We start from the raw sequence: 16,446 nt of genomic DNA on the forward strand, positions 1-16,446 counted from the left end.
TGTTTTACAACCAACCGGCCCTGGGGTTTTTGCCCACCCCCTAAACCTTCCACGTAAACGCCCGGGGGCCGGGGCCCCCCCCCGCCCGGGGCGGGCTAGCGGGGGGGGGCGCCGCTCCTACCGGTCGTGCGCTGCACGCTCTCCTCAGGGTCGCTTGCGATTGCTGGCGGCACCGCCGTCTGAAGCCTGATGGCTCTGGTCATCGGCGACAGTGCATGGGGGCTTCCTTAGAAAGTGTCCATCAATTGTTTCCCGATGCGAGCGATGCCGCCCTAAATCCCCCCTGGCCCCCCTTTGCGAAAGGGGGGAAGTTGTTGATGGACGCTGTCTTACTATGCATTGTCCTGTGCCATACTTGCCCCTGCTAGGCGCTGTTCCTCTTCGCACCTAGCAGGGGAGGCTCCTGCGGTTAGTGAGCCTTCCGCCCTGAAGGCGAGCCTTGCGATTCCCGTTGCGCGCGAGACGAGAACTGTCATCGGCCTGGCGGTGTCCTGGGATTTGCCGACCTATGCGGGGCTTGGGTCGCTGGGAGAAGCAACCTGCGGCGGCTCACGCCCGAACGAGAAAGGAGTGTTGAGCGATGGCGAAATCCGATTCCAAGACTGCGTTGGATGCGGCCCTTGAGCAGGTCCCCGCAAGCCGGCGCGAATTCCTCAAGCGCGTGCTCGGTGGAACGGCGGTCGTTGCGGCCCTGCCGTTGATCTCTACTGAAGCCGCCGCGCAGCCGCCGCTGCCGTTCGGTATCGGTAAGGGTATTTTTGCGGCCGGCGCGGCAAAGGGGGTGGTTCGAGCCGCACCGGCTGGAAAGGGCGGCGGTGGTCCCTACTATGGCGGCAAAGGCGGCGGTGGTGGTTCCTATGCGGGTAAAGGCGGCGGCGGTGGTGGTTCCTATACGGGTAAAGGCGGTGGCGGTGGTTCCTCTGCGGGCAAAGGTGGCGGTAGCGGTGGTAGCGGCGGTGGCAAAGGAGGGCGTTAGTCGGCCCTGCCGCTCTGCTTCCAAGGGCTTGTCGCGCAGCTGTCGGGCAAGCCTATCGAGCTGACCTTTCATGTTGATACCTCGTCTGAAGAGCAGCCTCTTCACCTGTCCTGGTGAAGAGGGACTGCTCGCCTACGATTCTCTATCGGATCGCGTCCATCGGCTCAACCCGGTCGCCTCGCTGATCTGCGAGCTTTGCGATGGGCGGCGCAGTGTCGAGGAGATTGCGTCGATCGTGGCGCCCTTGCTGCCGGAAGATCAAAGGCGTCAGACTGAAGAGTTGATCATGCAGGTGGTCGAGGCCGGTCTGCTGGAGACCTCTCCCGCACCGGCGCCGATGGTCGATGCAGCCGGCCTCGCCAAGCAGTTGCGCGCTCAGGACAAGCTGGAGGCGGCGTACATCTGTCAATTCCACGCCGCCGAGCGCGATCCCGAAGATGCGAATCTCTGGGCCACGCTGGGCGAGCTGAGCCATATCCTCGGCCGCCGCGAGCAGGCGCGGGCGGCTTATGAGCGCTGTCTGTCGCTGCGGCCATACGATGCCGAGGTGCGTCATTTGCTCATCGCCTTGCGTGATGAGCAGGCTCCACCCCGTGCCGACAACGACTGCATCCAGCAGCTCTACGAGCGTTTCTCCTCTTTCTACGAATCCAACATGCTGGAGGAATTGGACTACCAGGCCCCCCAGCGGCTTGCCGCTCTGATCGCCGAGCTGATGGGGGAGCGCGCCGGGCTCGAGGTGCTGGAGCTGGGGTGTGGATCCGGGCTTGCGGGGGCGGAGATTCGCGGCAGCTGTGCGCATTTGACCGGGATCGATCTCTCATCGCACATGCTGGACCTCGCACGCGAGCGCGGCATCTACGATGCGCTGGAGCAGGCTGAGATTAGCGCCTGGCTCCAAGCCTGTGAGGGCAGCTTCGACCTCATCCTGGCCTGCGACTCGCTCATCTATTTCGGCGATCTCCGTGAGGTGATGGCCGCTGCCGCCTCCCGCCTTGCGCCGGATGGTCTCTTCGTGTTCTCCCTGGAATTCGGGGAGGCCGCGCCTTACAGGCTCAACGACAACGGTCGCTATAGCCATCATCCCGAGCCCTTGCGCGCCCTTGCCACGGATTGCGGTCTTGAGGTCGCTAGGCTGGAGCAGGGTTATCTGAGGATGGAGTACGGAGCGGAGGTCGAAGGTCTCTTTGTGGCCTTGCGTCCAGCGGGTCGGGAGTGACCCTCGTCGGCGGTGGCCGCGTCCGTGAATCCTTCTTGGGCATGCGTCGACCGAGAAAGCGCTGCCAGACACCAGCAGCCACCTTGGGGCCTTCTGATGAGCGAGATCCCGGCCTTGGTCATCAGTCGGACCGGTGGACGAGCGAGCGCGAAGTCCACCGAATCCCGCGCCGTGGTTGGTGGACCGCGCTACGCTGTCCACCGAAGACGACTGGCCCGAAGGATGATCGACGCCGAAATCCCCTAGCCAGGCGGGCCAAGGTACCGGATGTCGGTCGAGGTTCAGGGCGGCGAGGAGCCGTCGTGACGCCCTTGCGGAACACGCCGACTCGAACCTCCGATCGCCATGGGCAACGAGCGATTCTGCTAGTCTGCAGCATCCGCTGACAGGAGACTTCGCTGCCTATGTCGCCTTCCTCCTTCCAGGAGCGCCGCTTCGGCCTGCTCACCGCCGTGTCGCTCGTCGTCGCGACCATGATTGGCACCGGCATCTTCACGACGACCGGTTTTCTGCTGCGTGACATTGGCTCGCAGCCGGCCGTCTTGATCGCCTGGCTGCTCGGCGGCGTCGCTGCGGCCTTTGGCTCCTTGGCCTATGCCGAGCTGGTGGCCGCGCTGCCCCACAATGGCGGCGAGTACCAGCTCTTGTCGCGAATCTACCATCCGGCGCTGGGGTTTATCGCGGGCTTCGTCTCGCTGGTCGTGGGCTTCGCCGCGCCGGTCGCGGCGAGCGCCATCGCCTTCGGCGAGTATCTCAATCTGGCGCTGGGCACAGCGGCGATTTCGCCGCTCATCTGGGGGCTGGGGCTGGTCGTCGCGGCATCGGTGATCCACTCCATCCACCTCGGGACCGGCAGCCGAGTCCAGGATCTGCTGACCATCGGCAAGGCGCTGCTGATCCTCTTGTTCATCATCGGCGGGCTCGCTGCGGTGGATCCTGATCGGCTCATGGGCAGCGGAGATTCCCAAACGCTCGACGCCGTGCTGTCCCCTGCATTCGCGGTGGGACTCATCTATGTGTCCTACGCCTACACTGGCTGGAATGCCGCGGCCTATATCGCCGGCGAGGTCCGTCAGCCGGAGCGCTATATGCCGATCGCACTGGTCGCGGGAACACTGATGGTGACGCTGCTCTATCTCGGCGTGAACGCGGTCTTCCTCGGCGCTGCCCCCGCGGAGGAGATTGCCAGCGCGCAGGAACGCGTGGGCGCCGTCGCGGCGATGCATGCCTTTGGCGAGCTGGGCGGGCGCATCCTCAGCGGGCTCATCGCCCTTGGCCTGCTCTCGACCGTCGGTGCCCTGGTCATGACTGGCCCGCGGATCTACGAGGCCATGGGACGGGACTACCCGGCCATTCGCATGCTTGCGCGCCGACGGCTGTCCGGCGGTCCGGTCATCGCCATCGCGCTCCAATCCACGCTGGCCGTCGTCATGATGCTGACCTCGAGCTTCGAGGCCTTGGTGAGCTATGTCGGCTTCACGCTATCGGTGTTCGCCGCGCTCACCGTCGCAGGGGTCTTTGTGCTGCGTGCGCGCGAGCCGGGACTGCCACGACCCTATCGGAGCTGGGGCCACCCCTTCACGACCGTCGGCTTCATCGCGCTCATGGCCTGGATGATCGTCCATGCCGTCCATCAGCGCCCCGTCATCGTCGCGGTCGGCGCCCTGACGGTCTTCCTCGGCTGGCTCGGCTATCTGGCGGCACGGCGCTTGGGACGCTAGAGCCGGCCACCTGGCCCGAGCCCTGCGATATGAGCGCGCTCGGAAGCAGCTTCATCTGCCAGCGCCCAGTATCCGGCCATCAGGGCCCTTCACCTGTCCGTAAAGGCTGAAACGGCCGCTGTGAAAGCGCTTCGCGGTCTCCTGTAGATCACCGGTGAAACGCGGATCCTGGGGCCGCTGCTGGGCGTCGACGAAGGCGGCGACGTCCCAAGCCTCCTGATCCGTCAGCGCCCCAGCAATTCCGAGCGGCATGTTGGCCTTGATGAAGGCCGCCGCGGTGTCGATGGCCTGCATGCCGGCACCCCAGTTGTAGGACTGGGGTCCCCAGAGCGGCGGGAAGAGCACCTGATGCTCAGTGCTGATCACGCCCGCGCCATCGCTGCCGTGGCAGAGTGCGCACCTGGTGGCATAGACCTGCTCACCCCGTTGCGGGTCGAAGCCCCGCGGCGTTTCCTCCAGGCGCGGATAGCCGCGACCCGGCAGCTTGGTCGCGCCGGTCGGAGCGCCCTGGGCGAGCCAGAAGGCGTAGGCCGCCAGCGCACGGATCGGCTCGCTGTCGAGGGACGGCGCAGCCCCGGCAGATGAGCCCTCGGCATTTAGTGAATAGGTGAAGCAGCCCTGGAGACGTTCGGCAAAGCTGTCCACCTGCTTGGTCTTGTTGCGGTAGGCAGGATAGGCGATCCAGGCGGCCCACATGGGGGCTGACCCGGCGAGACGCCCGGTATCCAGGTGGCAGTGAACACAGGCAAGCTTGTTGCCGACGTATTGGGCCGAGGCGGGATGCCGATAGGTCTCGAGGAAGATCGCCTGGCCCTCCCCGATCATCGCGCCGAGCGGGCCTGAGGGCAGGGCATTGCGCGCGGGCGGCTGAAAGTCGGATGGCACCTGTGCGGAGGCTGTCAGCGCCGCTTCGGCGGCCAACTGGAACCCGGGTTCTGGGGCGTTCGGTGCCGGCGTCGGCCGACCCGGCGGCAAGGCCGCGTAGTCGGCGGCGAGCGCCCGGATCTCCGCGTCCGTGAGCTGCTGGGCGACCCTGCGCATCATCCCGAGCGGATCATTGGTGCGCTGCCCCTGCCGCCAGGCCCTGAGCTGCGACTCCAGATAGCGCTGCTGCTGCCCAGCCAATCCAGGGAAGTGTGCGCCAATGCCATTGCCGTCGGGGCCGTGACAGCGCGCACAGGCGGGCAGGCGGCGGCCGACCCAATCACCCCAGGTGATCAAGTCAGCGGCCATTTGGCTCCCGTCATCCTGCTGCAGGGTGGCGGAGGCTTGCGGTGCTGGCAGATCTGAGTAGTAGCCAGCGACCGCGGCGATTTCGGCGTCGTTCAGGTGCATGGCCATCACATGCATGACGGGGTTATTGCGCTGCCCGGAAGCCAGATCGCGCAGCTGTTTCTCGAGATAGCCAGCGCCTAGGCCGGCGATCCGCGGGTAGCCGGCCTCCGCGTTGCCGCTGCCGTCGGGTCCGTGACAGCTCGCGCAGGGCGCCGCACCCTGAGGCGTGCCCTGTTCTGCAATGCGTTGACCGACGCCTGCAGGGGCGGTGGCGTCCGCCTGCACCAAAGGAATCAGAGAGACCAGGACACCAGCCAGGCACCATCTTTTCATTGCATCGCCTCCCAAGCAGCCCAGGCTTGAGCTTAACGTATCGAGCCTCGGATGTTGCGTGCTCGATGCCTAGGGCCATGCCAGGCGCAGGGAGCCCGATCTCGCCGACTCAGCGCCCCGAGCTGTCCAGATTCTCACAAGGACCTTCGGCCCTGTCTGTCGTGATCCTAACAAAGTCAAGCTGCTTGTCATTAAAATTACTTTTAAATCAGTAATCTTTAATTAGACGCATGCTAGGCACAGGCTTTGCTTAAGTTTCCATAGATTTCGATTCAACCGGGCGAGCGCCCGATTCTTCCGGAGGCGGCGTGATGGATTTGAAGGTAGTGAGCCAAAGCGGAGGCTGTGCATCGAGTGGCTGCGGCAGCAGTGCCGATCGACTCTCCCATCTTCCGGAGGCGATCCGCGCAAAGGTCAATAACCATCCTTGTTTCTCAGAGGATGCACATCACCACTATGCACGCATGCATGTGGCCGTTGCGCCCGCCTGCAATATCCAGTGTCACTACTGCAATCGTAAGTACGACTGCTCCAACGAGTCGCGCCCCGGCGTCGTCTCCGAACTGCTGACACCGGATCAAGCGGTCAAGAAGGTGCTCGCCGTCGCCGCCAACATCCCGCAGATGACCGTGCTGGGCATCGCCGGCCCGGGCGACCCGCTGGCCAACCCCGAGCGCACGCTCGAGACCTTCCGCCAGCTCTCTGAGAAGGCGCCGGACATTCGCCTCTGCGTCTCCACCAATGGCCTGGCACTGCCCGCCGTCGCGGAAGAGCTGAGCAAGCACAACATCGAGCACGTCACCATCACCATCAACTGCGTGGATCCCGACGTCGGTGCCAAGATCTACCCCTGGATCTTCTGGAACAACCGCCGCGTCAAGGGCCGCAAGGCCGCCGAGATCCTGATTGAGCAGCAGCAGAAGGGTCTGGAGATGCTGGTCGAGCGCGGTGTCCTGGTGAAGGTCAACTCCGTGCTCATCCCGGGCGTCAACGACGAGCACCTCAAGGAGGTCAGCCGCGTCGTCAAAGCCAAGGGCGCCTTCCTGCACAACGTCATGCCGCTCATCGCTGAGGAAGAGCACGGCACCTTCTACGGTCTCATGGGCCAGCGTGGTCCCACCAACGAAGAACTCCAAACCCTGCAGGACGCCTGCGCCGGCGACATGGCCATGATGCGCCACTGCCGCCAGTGCCGCGCCGATGCGGTCGGCATGCTCGGCGAGGATCGCGGACACGAGTTCACGCTCGACAAGATCGAGACCATGGAGATCGACTACGCCGCTGCCATGGCCCGCCGCGCCGAGATCCATGCGGAGATCGAGGCCAACCGCGCCGCACAGCGCCAGCAGACGGGCGAAGCCTTTGTCTCCTTGTCCTCGCTCAAGCGCAGCGTACGTCCGAAAGTCGAGCCGCGCTCGGTGCTCATGGCCGTGGCCACGACAGGTCAGGGTGTCATCAACCAGCACTTCGGACACGCCCGCGAGTTCCTCGTCTACGAGGCCTCCGTGAACGAGGTTCGCTTCATCGGTGCGCGCAAGGTCGATCTCTACTGCGCCGGCGGCGACACCTGCGGCGATGCCGAGACCACGCTGCAGAAGATCATCCGTACCCTGGAAGGCTGCGAGGTCGTGCTCTGCTCCAAGATTGGCTACGAGCCCTGGAGTCAGCTGGAAGAGGCCGGCATCACGCCGAACGGCGAGCACGCGATGGAGCCCATCGAAGAGGCCGTCGCCGCCGTCTATCGGGAGATGGTCGAAGCCGGCCAGCTCGACCAGGCGAAGGCCGAGCCGCAGCGCCTGACGGCCTGAGCGAACCTAGCTCGTCATTCCACCCAATCCCGCGCCGGCGTTGGTGGACTGCGCTGTGCTTGTCCACCCTACGACGGCGGTGCAAATTCCGAATCTCGGATCAAGGGGACGAATTCATATGGCATTCAAGATCGTCGAAGGTTGCGTCAACTGCTGGGCTTGCGAGCCGCTCTGCCCGAGCCAGGCCATCTTCGAGGCCAAGCCGCACTTCCTGGTTGATGCAAAGAAGTGCACCGAGTGCGAGGGCGACTACGCCGATGCGCAGTGTGCCAGCGTTTGCCCCATCGAAGGGGTCATTCTAGATGGACTCGGCGTGCCCGTGAATCCGCCAGGCTCGCTGACCGGGATCCCGCCGGAGCGTCTCGCAGCCGCTCGGGCCGAGATCCAGGCCCGCTGAGCCGGTTGTGGGAGCGGCGTGCCGCCGTGACCAAGCCGTCGATCGCGGCGGGGCGCCGCTCCCACCAAACATCCCCCCCAGGAGCTCAAGAGCGTGACAACCTCGGTCGTCTTCTACGAAAAGCCCGGCTGTGTCTCGAACGCCAAGCAGAAAGCGGTTCTGCGGGCGCACGGAATCGAGCTGAGGGTGAAGAACCTGCTCGCGGAGCCCTGGACCGTCGCGCGCCTGCGCCCCTTCTTCGGCACGCTGCCGGTGCGTGAGTGGCTGAATCCAACGGCGCCGCGTATCAAGCAAGGCGAGGTACAGCCTGAGAGGCTCGACGAGGCGACTGCGCTCGCGCTCATGGTCGAGGATCCGCTGTTGATTCGCCGTCCCTTGATCGAGGCCGACTGCGGCTGTGGCTGCGGCTTCGAGCCGGGGCCCCTGCTGACGGCGCTGGGCGTCGATTTGGCTGCCGACCAGGATCTCCAGTCCTGCTCCCAGACCGGGCCGGATCCGCACTGCGACCTTCCGACGGCGGAGGTCGGCGCGCGATGATGCCCCTCCGAGCCGAGCCAGCCGCGCGCGCCATCGCCAAACCCGGCGAGGCGGTCGAGATCGCCCCAGGCGTGCATTGGATCGGCGCGCTCGACCCGACACTGCGCACCTTCGACATCATCCTGCGTACAGCCAACGGGACGACGTACAACGCCTACATGGTCCGGGGCACAGATGGCGTCGCCGTTATCGACACGGTCAAGGCCGAGTTCGCGGACGACTTCTTCGCGCGCATCGAATCGGTTGCACGCTACGACGAGATCCGCATCATCGTCCTCAACCACCTGGAACCGGACCACACCGGCGCCCTGCCCGAGCTGATGCGCCGTGCGCCTCAGGCCAAGCTCTATATCTCGACGCGCGCAACGGCCATGCTCAAGGCGCTGCTCAAGCCCAAGGAAGACAAGGCGCCACTGGCGTTCGAAACAGTGGGTACGGGTGACGAGGTCTCGCTCGGCGACCGCACCTTGCGCTTTTTGCACACGCCCTTCCTGCACTGGCCGGATACCCAGTGCACCTATCTCGTGGAAGAGGGCGTGCTCTTTTCCGGCGATGTCTTTGGCTGCCACTACTGTGATACGCGGCTGCTCAACGACCGCTGCGGCGATTTCCGCTTCGCCTTCGACTACTACTACGCGCACATCATGAGGCCGTTCAAGACGCACGTCATGGACGCGCTCAAGCTGATCGAGCCGCTCCCGCTAAAGATCATCGCACCGACGCACGGGCCGATTCTGCGCGATCGTCCGCGCCGCTACATCACCCGTTATCGCGAGCTTTCCACCTCGAGTTTTACGGACCAGATCGGCAACGAGGAGCGCTCGCTCATCATCTTCTACATGAGTGCCTACGGCAGCACTGCGCGCATGGCCGAGGCCATCTGCGCCGGCGCCGAAGAGCAGTCCGGCCTGCGCGTCTCGCTCTACGACCTCGAGGGCGGCGAGACCCAGCCCTTCGTCGACCTCATCGAATCGGCGGACGCGCTGGCGCTCGGCTCGCCCACGATCAATGGGGACGCCGTGAAGCCGGTCTGGGATCTGCTCTCGTCACTTGCGGTGATCGATCTCAAGGGCAAGCTCGGGGCCTCCTTCGGCTCCTACGGCTGGACCGGGGAGGCCGTGCGCATGATCGAGGACCGCATGCGCGGTCTGAAGATGCGGGTCCCGGTCGCGGGACTCCGCGTCAAACTCATCCCGACCGATGAGGAGCTCGAGGAGTGCCGCGCCTTCGGGCGCGCCATTGCGGGCGCCATATCCAGTGGGGAAAAAGGCAGGGTCATCGACTTTGCCGAACTGGGTTAACGACAGATCGACCAAGCTCGAACGCTTAACCTCAACCATCGAAAACTTAGGAGTCTGCAACCATGGCCAAGGCCAAGATTACCTTTACGGACATCGATCAGACCGTCAACGTGCCGGCCGGCACGCGTGTCATCGAGGTCTCGGAAAAGATCGGCGCCGGTCTCATCTACGGCTGCCGCGAGGGCGACTGCGGGACCTGCATGATGCATGTCGAAGAAGGCTGGAACAATCTGACCGAGCCTTCGGTGCTCGAGGAGAAGGTCCTGCGCGAGAACATGGCCAGCCGTCATGACCGGCTCGCCTGCCAGGCCCAAATTCTCGGCGACTGCCGAGTCAAACCCGCTTGATCATTGGAGAAGTAACGTGGCTCTCGTAACCTTTTCAAACCCCGAGTACAAGGACAAGACCGTCTATGCCGTCGCCGGCAGCCATACGGAGTCCCTGCTCAAGCTCGCCAAGGAGCACAAGATCCCTGTGCACCACGACTGCCAGGACGGTGAGTGCGGCAACTGCGTCGTGCGGGTGACCAGCGTCGACAACAAGGCGCGCATGGGCTATCACCTGACCGAGAAGGAGCAGACCGTGCTCCGTCATCTCGGCAAGCTGACCAAGGATCAGATCGACCAACTCGCGGTCGATGATATGCCGAGCGAGTGGCGTCTGGCGTGCCAGATGATCGTGCGCGACGAAGACATCCTCGTGGAGTACTGATCATGTCCACCCTGGCCCGCGACCTGACACTGGATGCCGATCGAGTCTATGCCCGGTTGATGGTCCGCGCGGCCGGGGATGGCAATGATCGTGCCTTCGCGAGCATGATCGCCACGCGCGCCGCGGGGGGGGGCGCGCTCCCCGCTTGGCTTGGTCTGGAGGTCACCGACTTCCACCACTTGATGGCACACCACTTCCCCGGCATCTCGCCCGACGTGCTAACGGCGATGGACGGTCAATCCCCCGTGACCTCCAACCGGCTGGACGAGCGCGAAGAACTGCTTCAGCTACTCTTGACGCAGCGCGCCGAGCGCACGCCCTCCGAGGTCTGGATGGCCCAGGTGATCGCGGCCGGCTGCATGGCGAACGACCATCTCTGGCAAGACCTGGGCCTCTGGGACCGCAAGGAGCTGACCGAGCTGATGCGCCGCAACTTTCCCGAACTCGCGGCCCGCAACGACAAGGACATGAAGTGGAAACGCTTCCTCTACAAACAGCTGTGCGAGTCCGAGGGCATCTATGTCTGCCGCGCACCCTCCTGCAGCGTCTGCGCCGACTACCATGTCTGCTTCGGACCCGAGGAATGAAGGGCTGACGCAAAGAATCGCTCGACAGGAGGTCATCGACCGCGCCGTCGCGGCCTACCTTGGCCTCGCGATCGGCGACGCGCTTGGGGCTACGGTCGAGTTCCTGACTCCGCGGGAGATCCGCGACCAATACGGCGAGCACCGCGACATCGTCGGCGGCGGCTGGCTGCGCCTGCGTAAGGGCCGGGTCACCGACGACACCGAGATGAGCCTAGCGCTCGGCCAATCCATCCTCCGCACGGGTCACGTCGATCCACGAGACATCGCCGAGTCCTTCAGCGACTGGATGCGCACCAAGCCGGTCGACATCGGCCACACCGTGCGGCGCGGCATCAGCCGCTACCGGCGCAGCGGCGAAGCCCAAGTCCCAGAGAATGCGTACGACGCCGGCAATGGTGCCTGCATGCGCGCGCTGCCCATCGCGCTCTATACGCTGGGCGCCGACCTAGCACAGGTCGCCGAGGCCAACCGTGCTCAGTCCCACGTCACCCACCACAGCGTCCTGGCCGACGCTGGTACCCTGACCGTCATCCGCATGGTGCAGACGGCCATTCTCGGCGGAACCCTGGATGAGCTGAAGGTCCTGGCCGACGGGCTGATTGCCAGCGAGCCAAGTTACAGTTACGACCGCAAGCGCGCAGAGAACCCCGGCGGTTTCATCGTCGAGACGCTTCACGCCGTCTTTCAAGCATTGTTCGGAAACCGGGGGCTCGAGGCCACCATGATCGACGTCGTCAACCGCGGCGGAGATGCAGATACGACCGGCGCCATTCTCGGCATGATTGCAGCGCCGCTCTATGGCCTGGAGGCACTCCCCAGGCGTTGGCTCAAGACGCTCGATGCAGAGACGCGCCGCGCCTGTGAGCTACAGGCTCGCGCGCTCATCAGGCGCTCTCCCAGCCTGGCCTGAGTTGCCGTACAGGGTTCTTTGCCTGATAGCCTTCAAGCACAAAAAAAGCCCGAGCCTTTGGCAGGCTCGGGCTTCGTCAGGGGGCTAGCGCAAGCAGGCTTTTATTGCGCCCTAAAACTGCATGATTTAGCGCTGATCTGCGTTGAATTGAAGATCGCCTTCACGTTCAAAGCCTGCGTTATGGTGAGTTCGCAAGTGCCTTCTTCACCCGTACAAGCCCCTTCCCAGCCCGCAAATGCCGAACCCGGGGTGGCCTCGGCGGTCAAGGTGATGACGCTATCTTTCGGGAATTGACTGATGCAGTTGCTGCCGCAATCGATCACGCCGTTACCCAACTCCGAAGAAAGATCGTCCCCGGTGACTGATTCCATCCATTCGACGTGCGTTGCAACGCGGGTATAGACGGTCGGCGAGTCCGGGGAATCGCAACCATTGCCCCAGCTGACGACGCCAGCTTGCACGAAACCGCCGCGGCCGTTACCGACCACCAAGGGGCTGCCATCATCGGCTTGGCAAAGCTCATCGTCTTCCGCCGCTAACGTGCTGCAAAGCATATAGTTGGTGATGTCTGCGTCAGGATAGGCGCGGCGGCAGGTGTCCGGGTTCGTGATCGAAACATCGACCTTGGATAGTAGCGTCTCGGTCAGTCCGCACAGCTCGGTCGGCGTCCAGCCGGTGACCGCGCCGGCGGTTCCGGGGCAGGCCAGGGCAGCCTCGCGATTCCAGGTGACCGGTCGCACAGGTTCGACATAGACGGGCTCTTTCAGCTCGAGCAAGGCGATGTCGTGATTGAAGGTCAGCGGATCGAACTCCGGATGTTTGACGATGCGTTTGACCTTGACCATCTGGCCGCCGAAATCGAATTGCGTCGATCCGGTTCTCACCAGGATGTTTGCCGGTGCGATCGTCATATGGCGATCGTCGATGTTATCAACGATGCAATGTGCGGCGGTCAGGATCCAGTTGGGTGCGATGACGGACCCGCCGCAACTCCACTGACCGTTGATCCGCCATGTGTCGATTTTCAAAGCGGCCTGCCAGGGCCATTCGGACTGCTCGACGGGGGTGCTGCCCAGAAGCCTTGGCTGTGCTGAAATCGCGGCCTCTGCGGTGGGCGAGGCGCTATCGGATTCCGCGTTGAGCGAGGAGACGATGCGGCCCTCGCCAGTGCCGAACTTTTGCACGGTCACCGGCAACTGTTCTGGATTGGGCGATAGCCACTTGGCAATGTCGTTGAAATAACTCGCGAAGGCGCCGTCAACCACGCTGTTGGTTCGGTCGCACACATCCTCAGGGAAGTAGCCGCAGGCGCCAAACAGCTGGCCGACGACCCGACCGTCGCTGAGCATGACTGGCGAGCCGCTGCTGCCGCCTTCCGTAGCACCCATCACGTCGCGCGAGAAAATGAAGCGACCGTAAGGCAGGCTGTCGATGCCGCAATCCGCGCTCCGTTCGATGCGCTGGGCGGAGAAGGCTTGGGGCGAGCCTCTCGGATGACTCAGGCGGAAGAGCATGGTTCCGTCCGCGCTGCCGCTCGGCTCCGTCATGGAGGTGTCTGTCCAACCGAGATACCAGGAACCCTCTGGGGGCGGCTCATCCAGCGCCAAGAGGCTATGGTCGTCGACCGCAGAGTTGTTCAGCAAGGTCGCCCCCAAGGTTGAAGCCGTGCCGGGCTGAATCGGGTGGCAGGGCGCGCCGCAGAAGGGGGTCTTGTAGTCGAACCAAGCCTCAACCGTGCGTGCGACCTCGGGGTCGTCGATGCAATGATTGGCGGTCAGGAAATAGGGAATGCTGGTATCTGGATCAGTGTCCGTCAGCAGACCGCCCGAGCAAAGATAGCTCGCCGAGCCTTGGACGAAGTTGATGTGTGCGACGGCCTTTCTGGCGTTGTCGATCGCCGGCCATTCCGCTGCGGTGTGACAGGAGGCATCTTCAACGCAGGGTGCGTTGTCGGCACACAAATGGAGCGCGCCCCTATCGAACAGCAGCGCGGCGCCAATGGTGAAGTTGACGTTGTCCGAGACCTCTTCCGCGACATCCACGTACACCGTCAGCTCCTCGCCGGGAATCGTCGCCGACCAGAAGCTCTCCATTGGGCCTGAGTAGGGGCCGAAGACCGTACCTGCCTCGTTGGTGACATAGAGGTTGCCGCCCGCGAGTCTGACGTTGTCGAATCTCAGTCGAGTACCCAAGGCCTGCGTCGTGTGCAGGTTGATCGCGAGCGCCAGGCGTCCGCCCGAGCGCCTCACGGTTCCTCCCGCGAAACTATAGGTTTGCTCAGTCATGGCGGGCACATCCAAGGGTTGGAGATCGACATCGATGCCGACCTCCTTGACGAGCCCGATCTTCAGTGGCGTGCCGGAGGCCGCTGTCCGGTTGTCTTCGGCGATCTTTGCTTGGTCTTCCTCTGTCAGCTCGACCGCAGCCGCAGCCGAGGCGGGTAGCTGACCAACCATATGATTGAGCTGCCGCGATGTTGCCTGTGCTGGCGCGGCGGGCACTGCAGCCTGCATCTGTGGCATCACGTCGAGGGCCGAGACGGCGCCAGACGTGGCGAGGAGGACCAACGGAATCAGTTTTCCGCTCAGGCGGATTTTTCCCATCGTGATGACTCCTTCAAAAACACGATCGAACGTAAGTGTTGTTGAGAATAATTGACTCGCCATAGGATAGCCACTCGACTTCGTCGGAGACCTTCTGAACGATGTCAATTCTCTGACCGCGAGGTCCTTCTGCCTCCTGGGATCCCGCCCGGCATCGATAGGCGATCAGGACTGCGCGTCCCCTTACGCTCAGCGTGCCGCTCATTAAGAAAGCGTCCATCAACAACTTCCCCCCTTTCGCAAAGGGGGGCTAGGGGGGATTTCGGGCGGTATCGCTCGCATCGGGAAACAATTGATGGACACTTTCTAAGGGCTACATTCGCCATCGTCGAGTCCGCGCGTGAATCTGGCCGGTGCATGAGTCGGGGCTCCGTATTTTTCAAATCCGGGCTAGATTTTAGCGGAAGTGCGAAGGGTTTCAGATCTTAAGAGGTCTGAAATGTGATCCAGGACCTTGATTTGGGCCAACCTTCTGCCTCGAAGCTGATAGCCTTGGCGCACCGATCATGCTTTCGAGTCGTTTCTATCCAGTGATGTCAGCCAAGAATCCGCGCATCGCCTTGTTCGCTTCTTTCTCCGGCGCGGGCGGGGTGGAGCGCATGCTGATGAATCTGGTGCGAGGGATTGCGAGCCAAGGGATCCCCTTGGATCTGGTCTTGGTGCGTGCGGCGAGCCCGCATCTCGGCGAGCTGCCGGACGCTGTTCGTATCGTCCGCTTGCGCGCATCGCATACGCTGCTCGCCGTCCCTGAGCTTGTCGGTTATCTGCGGGCAGAGCGACCCATCGCGCTCTTGGCCGCGAAGGATCGCGCTGGTCGGGCGGCCGTCCTTGCGCGGGTGCTGGCCGGAACTCAAACGCGTCTTGTGCTGCGGTTGGGAACGAATCTGTCTCGCGCTATGGCGGAGCGCTCGACCTTGGCGCGGTGGTTACGCTACGCACCCATTCGGCTGCTCTATCCGCGCCTGGATCAGGTCATTGCGGTGTCGCAAGGTGTCGCCGAGGATACCGCCCGCATCGCTCGGCTACCTGGGCGAAAGATCACCGTGATCCGCAATCCGGTCATTACGCCCGATCTCGCTGAGATGGCTGCGGCACCTTGTCCGCATCGCTGGCTCGAACCGGGGCAGCCGCCAGTGCTCATCGGCGCAGGCCGTTTGCAGCGGCAGAAGGATTTCCCGACACTGCTGCGCGCCTTTGCTCAGGTCCGCGCTGCGCGCGATGTCCGGCTCATCATCTTGGGCGAGGGTGGCGCGCGGCGCGAGTTGCTGACCCTTGCTCGGTCGCTCGGTGTCGCGGATGCGCTCTCCCTGCCTGGGTTTCAGCCAAACCCCTACGCCTTCCTGGCCCGCGCAGCCGTTTTCGTGCTTTCCTCAGCTTGGGAAGGATCGCCGAATGTGCTCACTGAGGCCATGGCATTGGGTGTACCCGTGGTATCCACCAATTGTCCGAGTGGGCCGGCCGAGCTTCTTGAAGATGGCCGCTACGGGCCGCTTGTGCCTGTGGGGGATGTCGGCGCGCTTGCCGCGGGAATACTGACCATGCTGGACTCTCCGACGCCGGCCGCTGTCGTCCAGGGTGCGGTCGCCGAATACGAGCAAGGGCGCAGCGCCAGGCGGTATTTGCAGGTGCTTGGCTTGTCTGTCTGACTCAGGCCGCGCCGCCGGCTCCGCATGGGCCGAATTGTTCAGCTTAGACGGTGAGGCCGCTGGCAGCGCTTTCCTGGCGGCACTTGTCTTGCTTAGATGTCAGTGGCTAGGGTGTGTCGAGCCATGGCTTGCCTGCCATCCTGGCGTTGGAAATTCGCTGCGAGGATCCGACGGATCTCGCGTCGGTTGGCGCCAATCTCATCACAGAGCGAGGATACATCCATGGGGCAGCTCTTTCGTATTTCGGGTTTTCTCGCCTACGTCCTGATGATCTTTCTGAATGCCTTTGTCGACCTCGGGCACAAGATCATCATCCAGAACACCTTGTTCAAGACCTATGACGGCGAGTGCGGCCTTGCATTGATGTGGCTTCTTGGGATAGCGTGCAAGCCACTTATGCATCTCAGGAAACGCATCATGGC

The 16,446-nt window shown here is 63.6% G+C and carries 16 protein-coding genes; 13 read left to right on the forward strand and 3 right to left on the reverse strand.

Annotated elements, in window-relative coordinates; genetic code table 11:
- Positions 1-580 precede the first annotated feature (580 nt).
- From G3480_RS20600 to G3480_RS20610, 3 genes are all read left to right on the forward strand, one after another.
- Positions 581-976 (forward strand): twin-arginine translocation signal domain-containing protein, encoded by a 396-nt coding sequence (locus tag G3480_RS20600; protein WP_164655775.1) that lies wholly within the window; start codon positions 581-583, stop codon positions 974-976.
- 70 nt (positions 977-1,046) lie between these two features.
- Positions 1,047-2,195, forward strand: a complete 1,149-nt coding sequence (locus G3480_RS20605; RefSeq protein WP_164655776.1) for a class I SAM-dependent DNA methyltransferase — start codon at positions 1,047-1,049, stop codon at positions 2,193-2,195.
- Positions 2,196-2,599: 404 nt separating this feature from the next.
- Positions 2,600-3,916, forward strand: coding sequence for an APC family permease (locus tag G3480_RS20610; RefSeq protein ID WP_164655777.1), 1,317 nt, complete (start codon positions 2,600-2,602; stop codon positions 3,914-3,916).
- Between the two features lie 51 nt (positions 3,917-3,967).
- Here the strand turns inward: G3480_RS20610 and G3480_RS20615 are convergent, their stop codons facing one another.
- Complete coding sequence (locus G3480_RS20615; RefSeq protein ID WP_164655778.1) at positions 3,968-5,524, reverse strand: c-type cytochrome; 1,557 nt, start codon at positions 5,522-5,524, stop codon at positions 3,968-3,970.
- Positions 5,525-5,835: 311 nt separating this feature from the next.
- Here G3480_RS20615 and nifB point away from each other — a divergent pair, with 311 nt between their 5' ends.
- The 8 genes from nifB (at position 5,836) to draG (ending at position 11,775) form a co-directional block, all read left to right on the forward strand.
- A complete protein-coding gene (gene nifB / locus G3480_RS20620) occupies positions 5,836-7,332 on the forward strand; it encodes a nitrogenase cofactor biosynthesis protein NifB (RefSeq protein ID WP_164655779.1) in 1,497 nt (498 codons plus the stop codon).
- 118 nt (positions 7,333-7,450) lie between these two features.
- Positions 7,451-7,729 carry a 4Fe-4S dicluster domain-containing protein gene (locus tag G3480_RS20625; protein ID WP_164655780.1) on the forward strand — a complete coding sequence of 93 codons (279 nt, stop codon included), beginning with the start codon at positions 7,451-7,453 and terminating at the stop codon, positions 7,727-7,729.
- Between the two features lie 93 nt (positions 7,730-7,822).
- Positions 7,823-8,266, forward strand: a complete 444-nt coding sequence (locus G3480_RS20630; RefSeq protein WP_164655781.1) for an ArsC/Spx/MgsR family protein — start codon at positions 7,823-7,825, stop codon at positions 8,264-8,266.
- Positions 8,266-9,567: an FprA family A-type flavoprotein gene (locus G3480_RS20635; protein WP_164655788.1), complete on the forward strand. Its 1,302-nt coding sequence runs from the start codon at positions 8,266-8,268 to the stop codon at positions 9,565-9,567. The genes G3480_RS20630 and G3480_RS20635 overlap by 1 nt, the downstream gene beginning before the upstream one ends.
- Positions 9,568-9,629: 62 nt before the next feature.
- The gene (locus tag G3480_RS20640) at positions 9,630-9,914 is read left to right on the forward strand and encodes a 2Fe-2S iron-sulfur cluster-binding protein (RefSeq protein WP_164655782.1); all 285 of its coding nucleotides are present in this window, start codon (positions 9,630-9,632) and stop codon (positions 9,912-9,914) included.
- A gap of 16 nt (positions 9,915-9,930) precedes the next feature.
- On the forward strand, positions 9,931-10,278 hold the full coding sequence (locus G3480_RS20645) for a 2Fe-2S iron-sulfur cluster-binding protein (RefSeq protein ID WP_164655783.1): 348 nt from the start codon (positions 9,931-9,933) through the stop codon (positions 10,276-10,278).
- Positions 10,279-10,280: 2 nt separating this feature from the next.
- A complete protein-coding gene (locus G3480_RS20650) occupies positions 10,281-10,865 on the forward strand; it encodes a nitrogen fixation protein NifQ (RefSeq protein WP_164655784.1) in 585 nt (194 codons plus the stop codon).
- Complete coding sequence (draG, locus tag G3480_RS20655; RefSeq protein WP_164655785.1) at positions 10,840-11,775, forward strand: ADP-ribosyl-[dinitrogen reductase] hydrolase; 936 nt, start codon at positions 10,840-10,842, stop codon at positions 11,773-11,775. Before G3480_RS20650 ends, draG begins: the two co-directional genes overlap by 26 nt.
- Positions 11,776-11,876: 101 nt before the next feature.
- Here draG and G3480_RS20660 read toward each other — a convergent pair whose 3' ends face one another.
- A complete protein-coding gene (locus tag G3480_RS20660) occupies positions 11,877-14,378 on the reverse strand; it encodes a trypsin-like serine protease (RefSeq protein ID WP_164655786.1) in 2,502 nt (833 codons plus the stop codon).
- Between the two features lie 506 nt (positions 14,379-14,884).
- Here G3480_RS20660 and G3480_RS20665 point away from each other — a divergent pair.
- Positions 14,885-16,024: a glycosyltransferase gene (locus tag G3480_RS20665; RefSeq protein WP_240905947.1), complete on the forward strand. Its 1,140-nt coding sequence runs from the start codon at positions 14,885-14,887 to the stop codon at positions 16,022-16,024.
- Between the two features lie 92 nt (positions 16,025-16,116).
- Here the strand turns inward: G3480_RS20665 and G3480_RS29065 are convergent, their stop codons facing one another.
- Positions 16,117-16,248, reverse strand: coding sequence for a hypothetical protein (locus G3480_RS29065; RefSeq protein ID WP_276611733.1), 132 nt, complete (start codon positions 16,246-16,248; stop codon positions 16,117-16,119).
- Here G3480_RS29065 and G3480_RS20670 point away from each other — a divergent pair.
- Positions 16,247-16,446: hypothetical protein (locus G3480_RS20670; RefSeq protein WP_164655787.1), on the forward strand; the 200-nt coding region annotated here is incomplete at its 3' end. The genes G3480_RS29065 and G3480_RS20670 overlap by 2 nt on opposite strands.

This window comes from Thiorhodococcus mannitoliphagus (assembly GCF_010915725.1).
Classification (GTDB): domain Bacteria; phylum Pseudomonadota; class Gammaproteobacteria; order Chromatiales; family Chromatiaceae; genus Thiorhodococcus; species Thiorhodococcus mannitoliphagus.

Coding starts and splice junctions, on each gene's coding strand:
- G3480_RS20605 (WP_164655776.1), top strand. CDS start 1,047: ATGTTGATACCTCGTCTGAAGAGCAGCCTCTTCACCTGTCCTGGTGAA.
- G3480_RS20640 (WP_164655782.1), top strand. CDS start 9,630: ATGGCCAAGGCCAAGATTACCTTTACGGACATCGATCAGACCGTCAAC.
- G3480_RS20625 (WP_164655780.1), top strand. CDS start 7,451: ATGGCATTCAAGATCGTCGAAGGTTGCGTCAACTGCTGGGCTTGCGAG.
- G3480_RS20650 (WP_164655784.1), top strand. CDS start 10,281: ATGTCCACCCTGGCCCGCGACCTGACACTGGATGCCGATCGAGTCTAT.
- G3480_RS20635 (WP_164655788.1), top strand. CDS start 8,266: ATGCCCCTCCGAGCCGAGCCAGCCGCGCGCGCCATCGCCAAACCCGGC.
- nifB (WP_164655779.1), top strand. CDS start 5,836: ATGGATTTGAAGGTAGTGAGCCAAAGCGGAGGCTGTGCATCGAGTGGC.
- draG (WP_164655785.1), top strand. CDS start 10,840: ATGTCTGCTTCGGACCCGAGGAATGAAGGGCTGACGCAAAGAATCGCT.
- G3480_RS20615 (WP_164655778.1), bottom strand. CDS start 5,524: ATGAAAAGATGGTGCCTGGCTGGTGTCCTGGTCTCTCTGATTCCTTTG.
- G3480_RS29065 (WP_276611733.1), bottom strand. CDS start 16,248: ATGGATGTATCCTCGCTCTGTGATGAGATTGGCGCCAACCGACGCGAG.
- G3480_RS20610 (WP_164655777.1), top strand. CDS start 2,600: ATGTCGCCTTCCTCCTTCCAGGAGCGCCGCTTCGGCCTGCTCACCGCC.
- G3480_RS20660 (WP_164655786.1), bottom strand. CDS start 14,378: ATGGGAAAAATCCGCCTGAGCGGAAAACTGATTCCGTTGGTCCTCCTC.
- G3480_RS20665 (WP_240905947.1), top strand. CDS start 14,885: ATGCTTTCGAGTCGTTTCTATCCAGTGATGTCAGCCAAGAATCCGCGC.
- G3480_RS20600 (WP_164655775.1), top strand. CDS start 581: ATGGCGAAATCCGATTCCAAGACTGCGTTGGATGCGGCCCTTGAGCAG.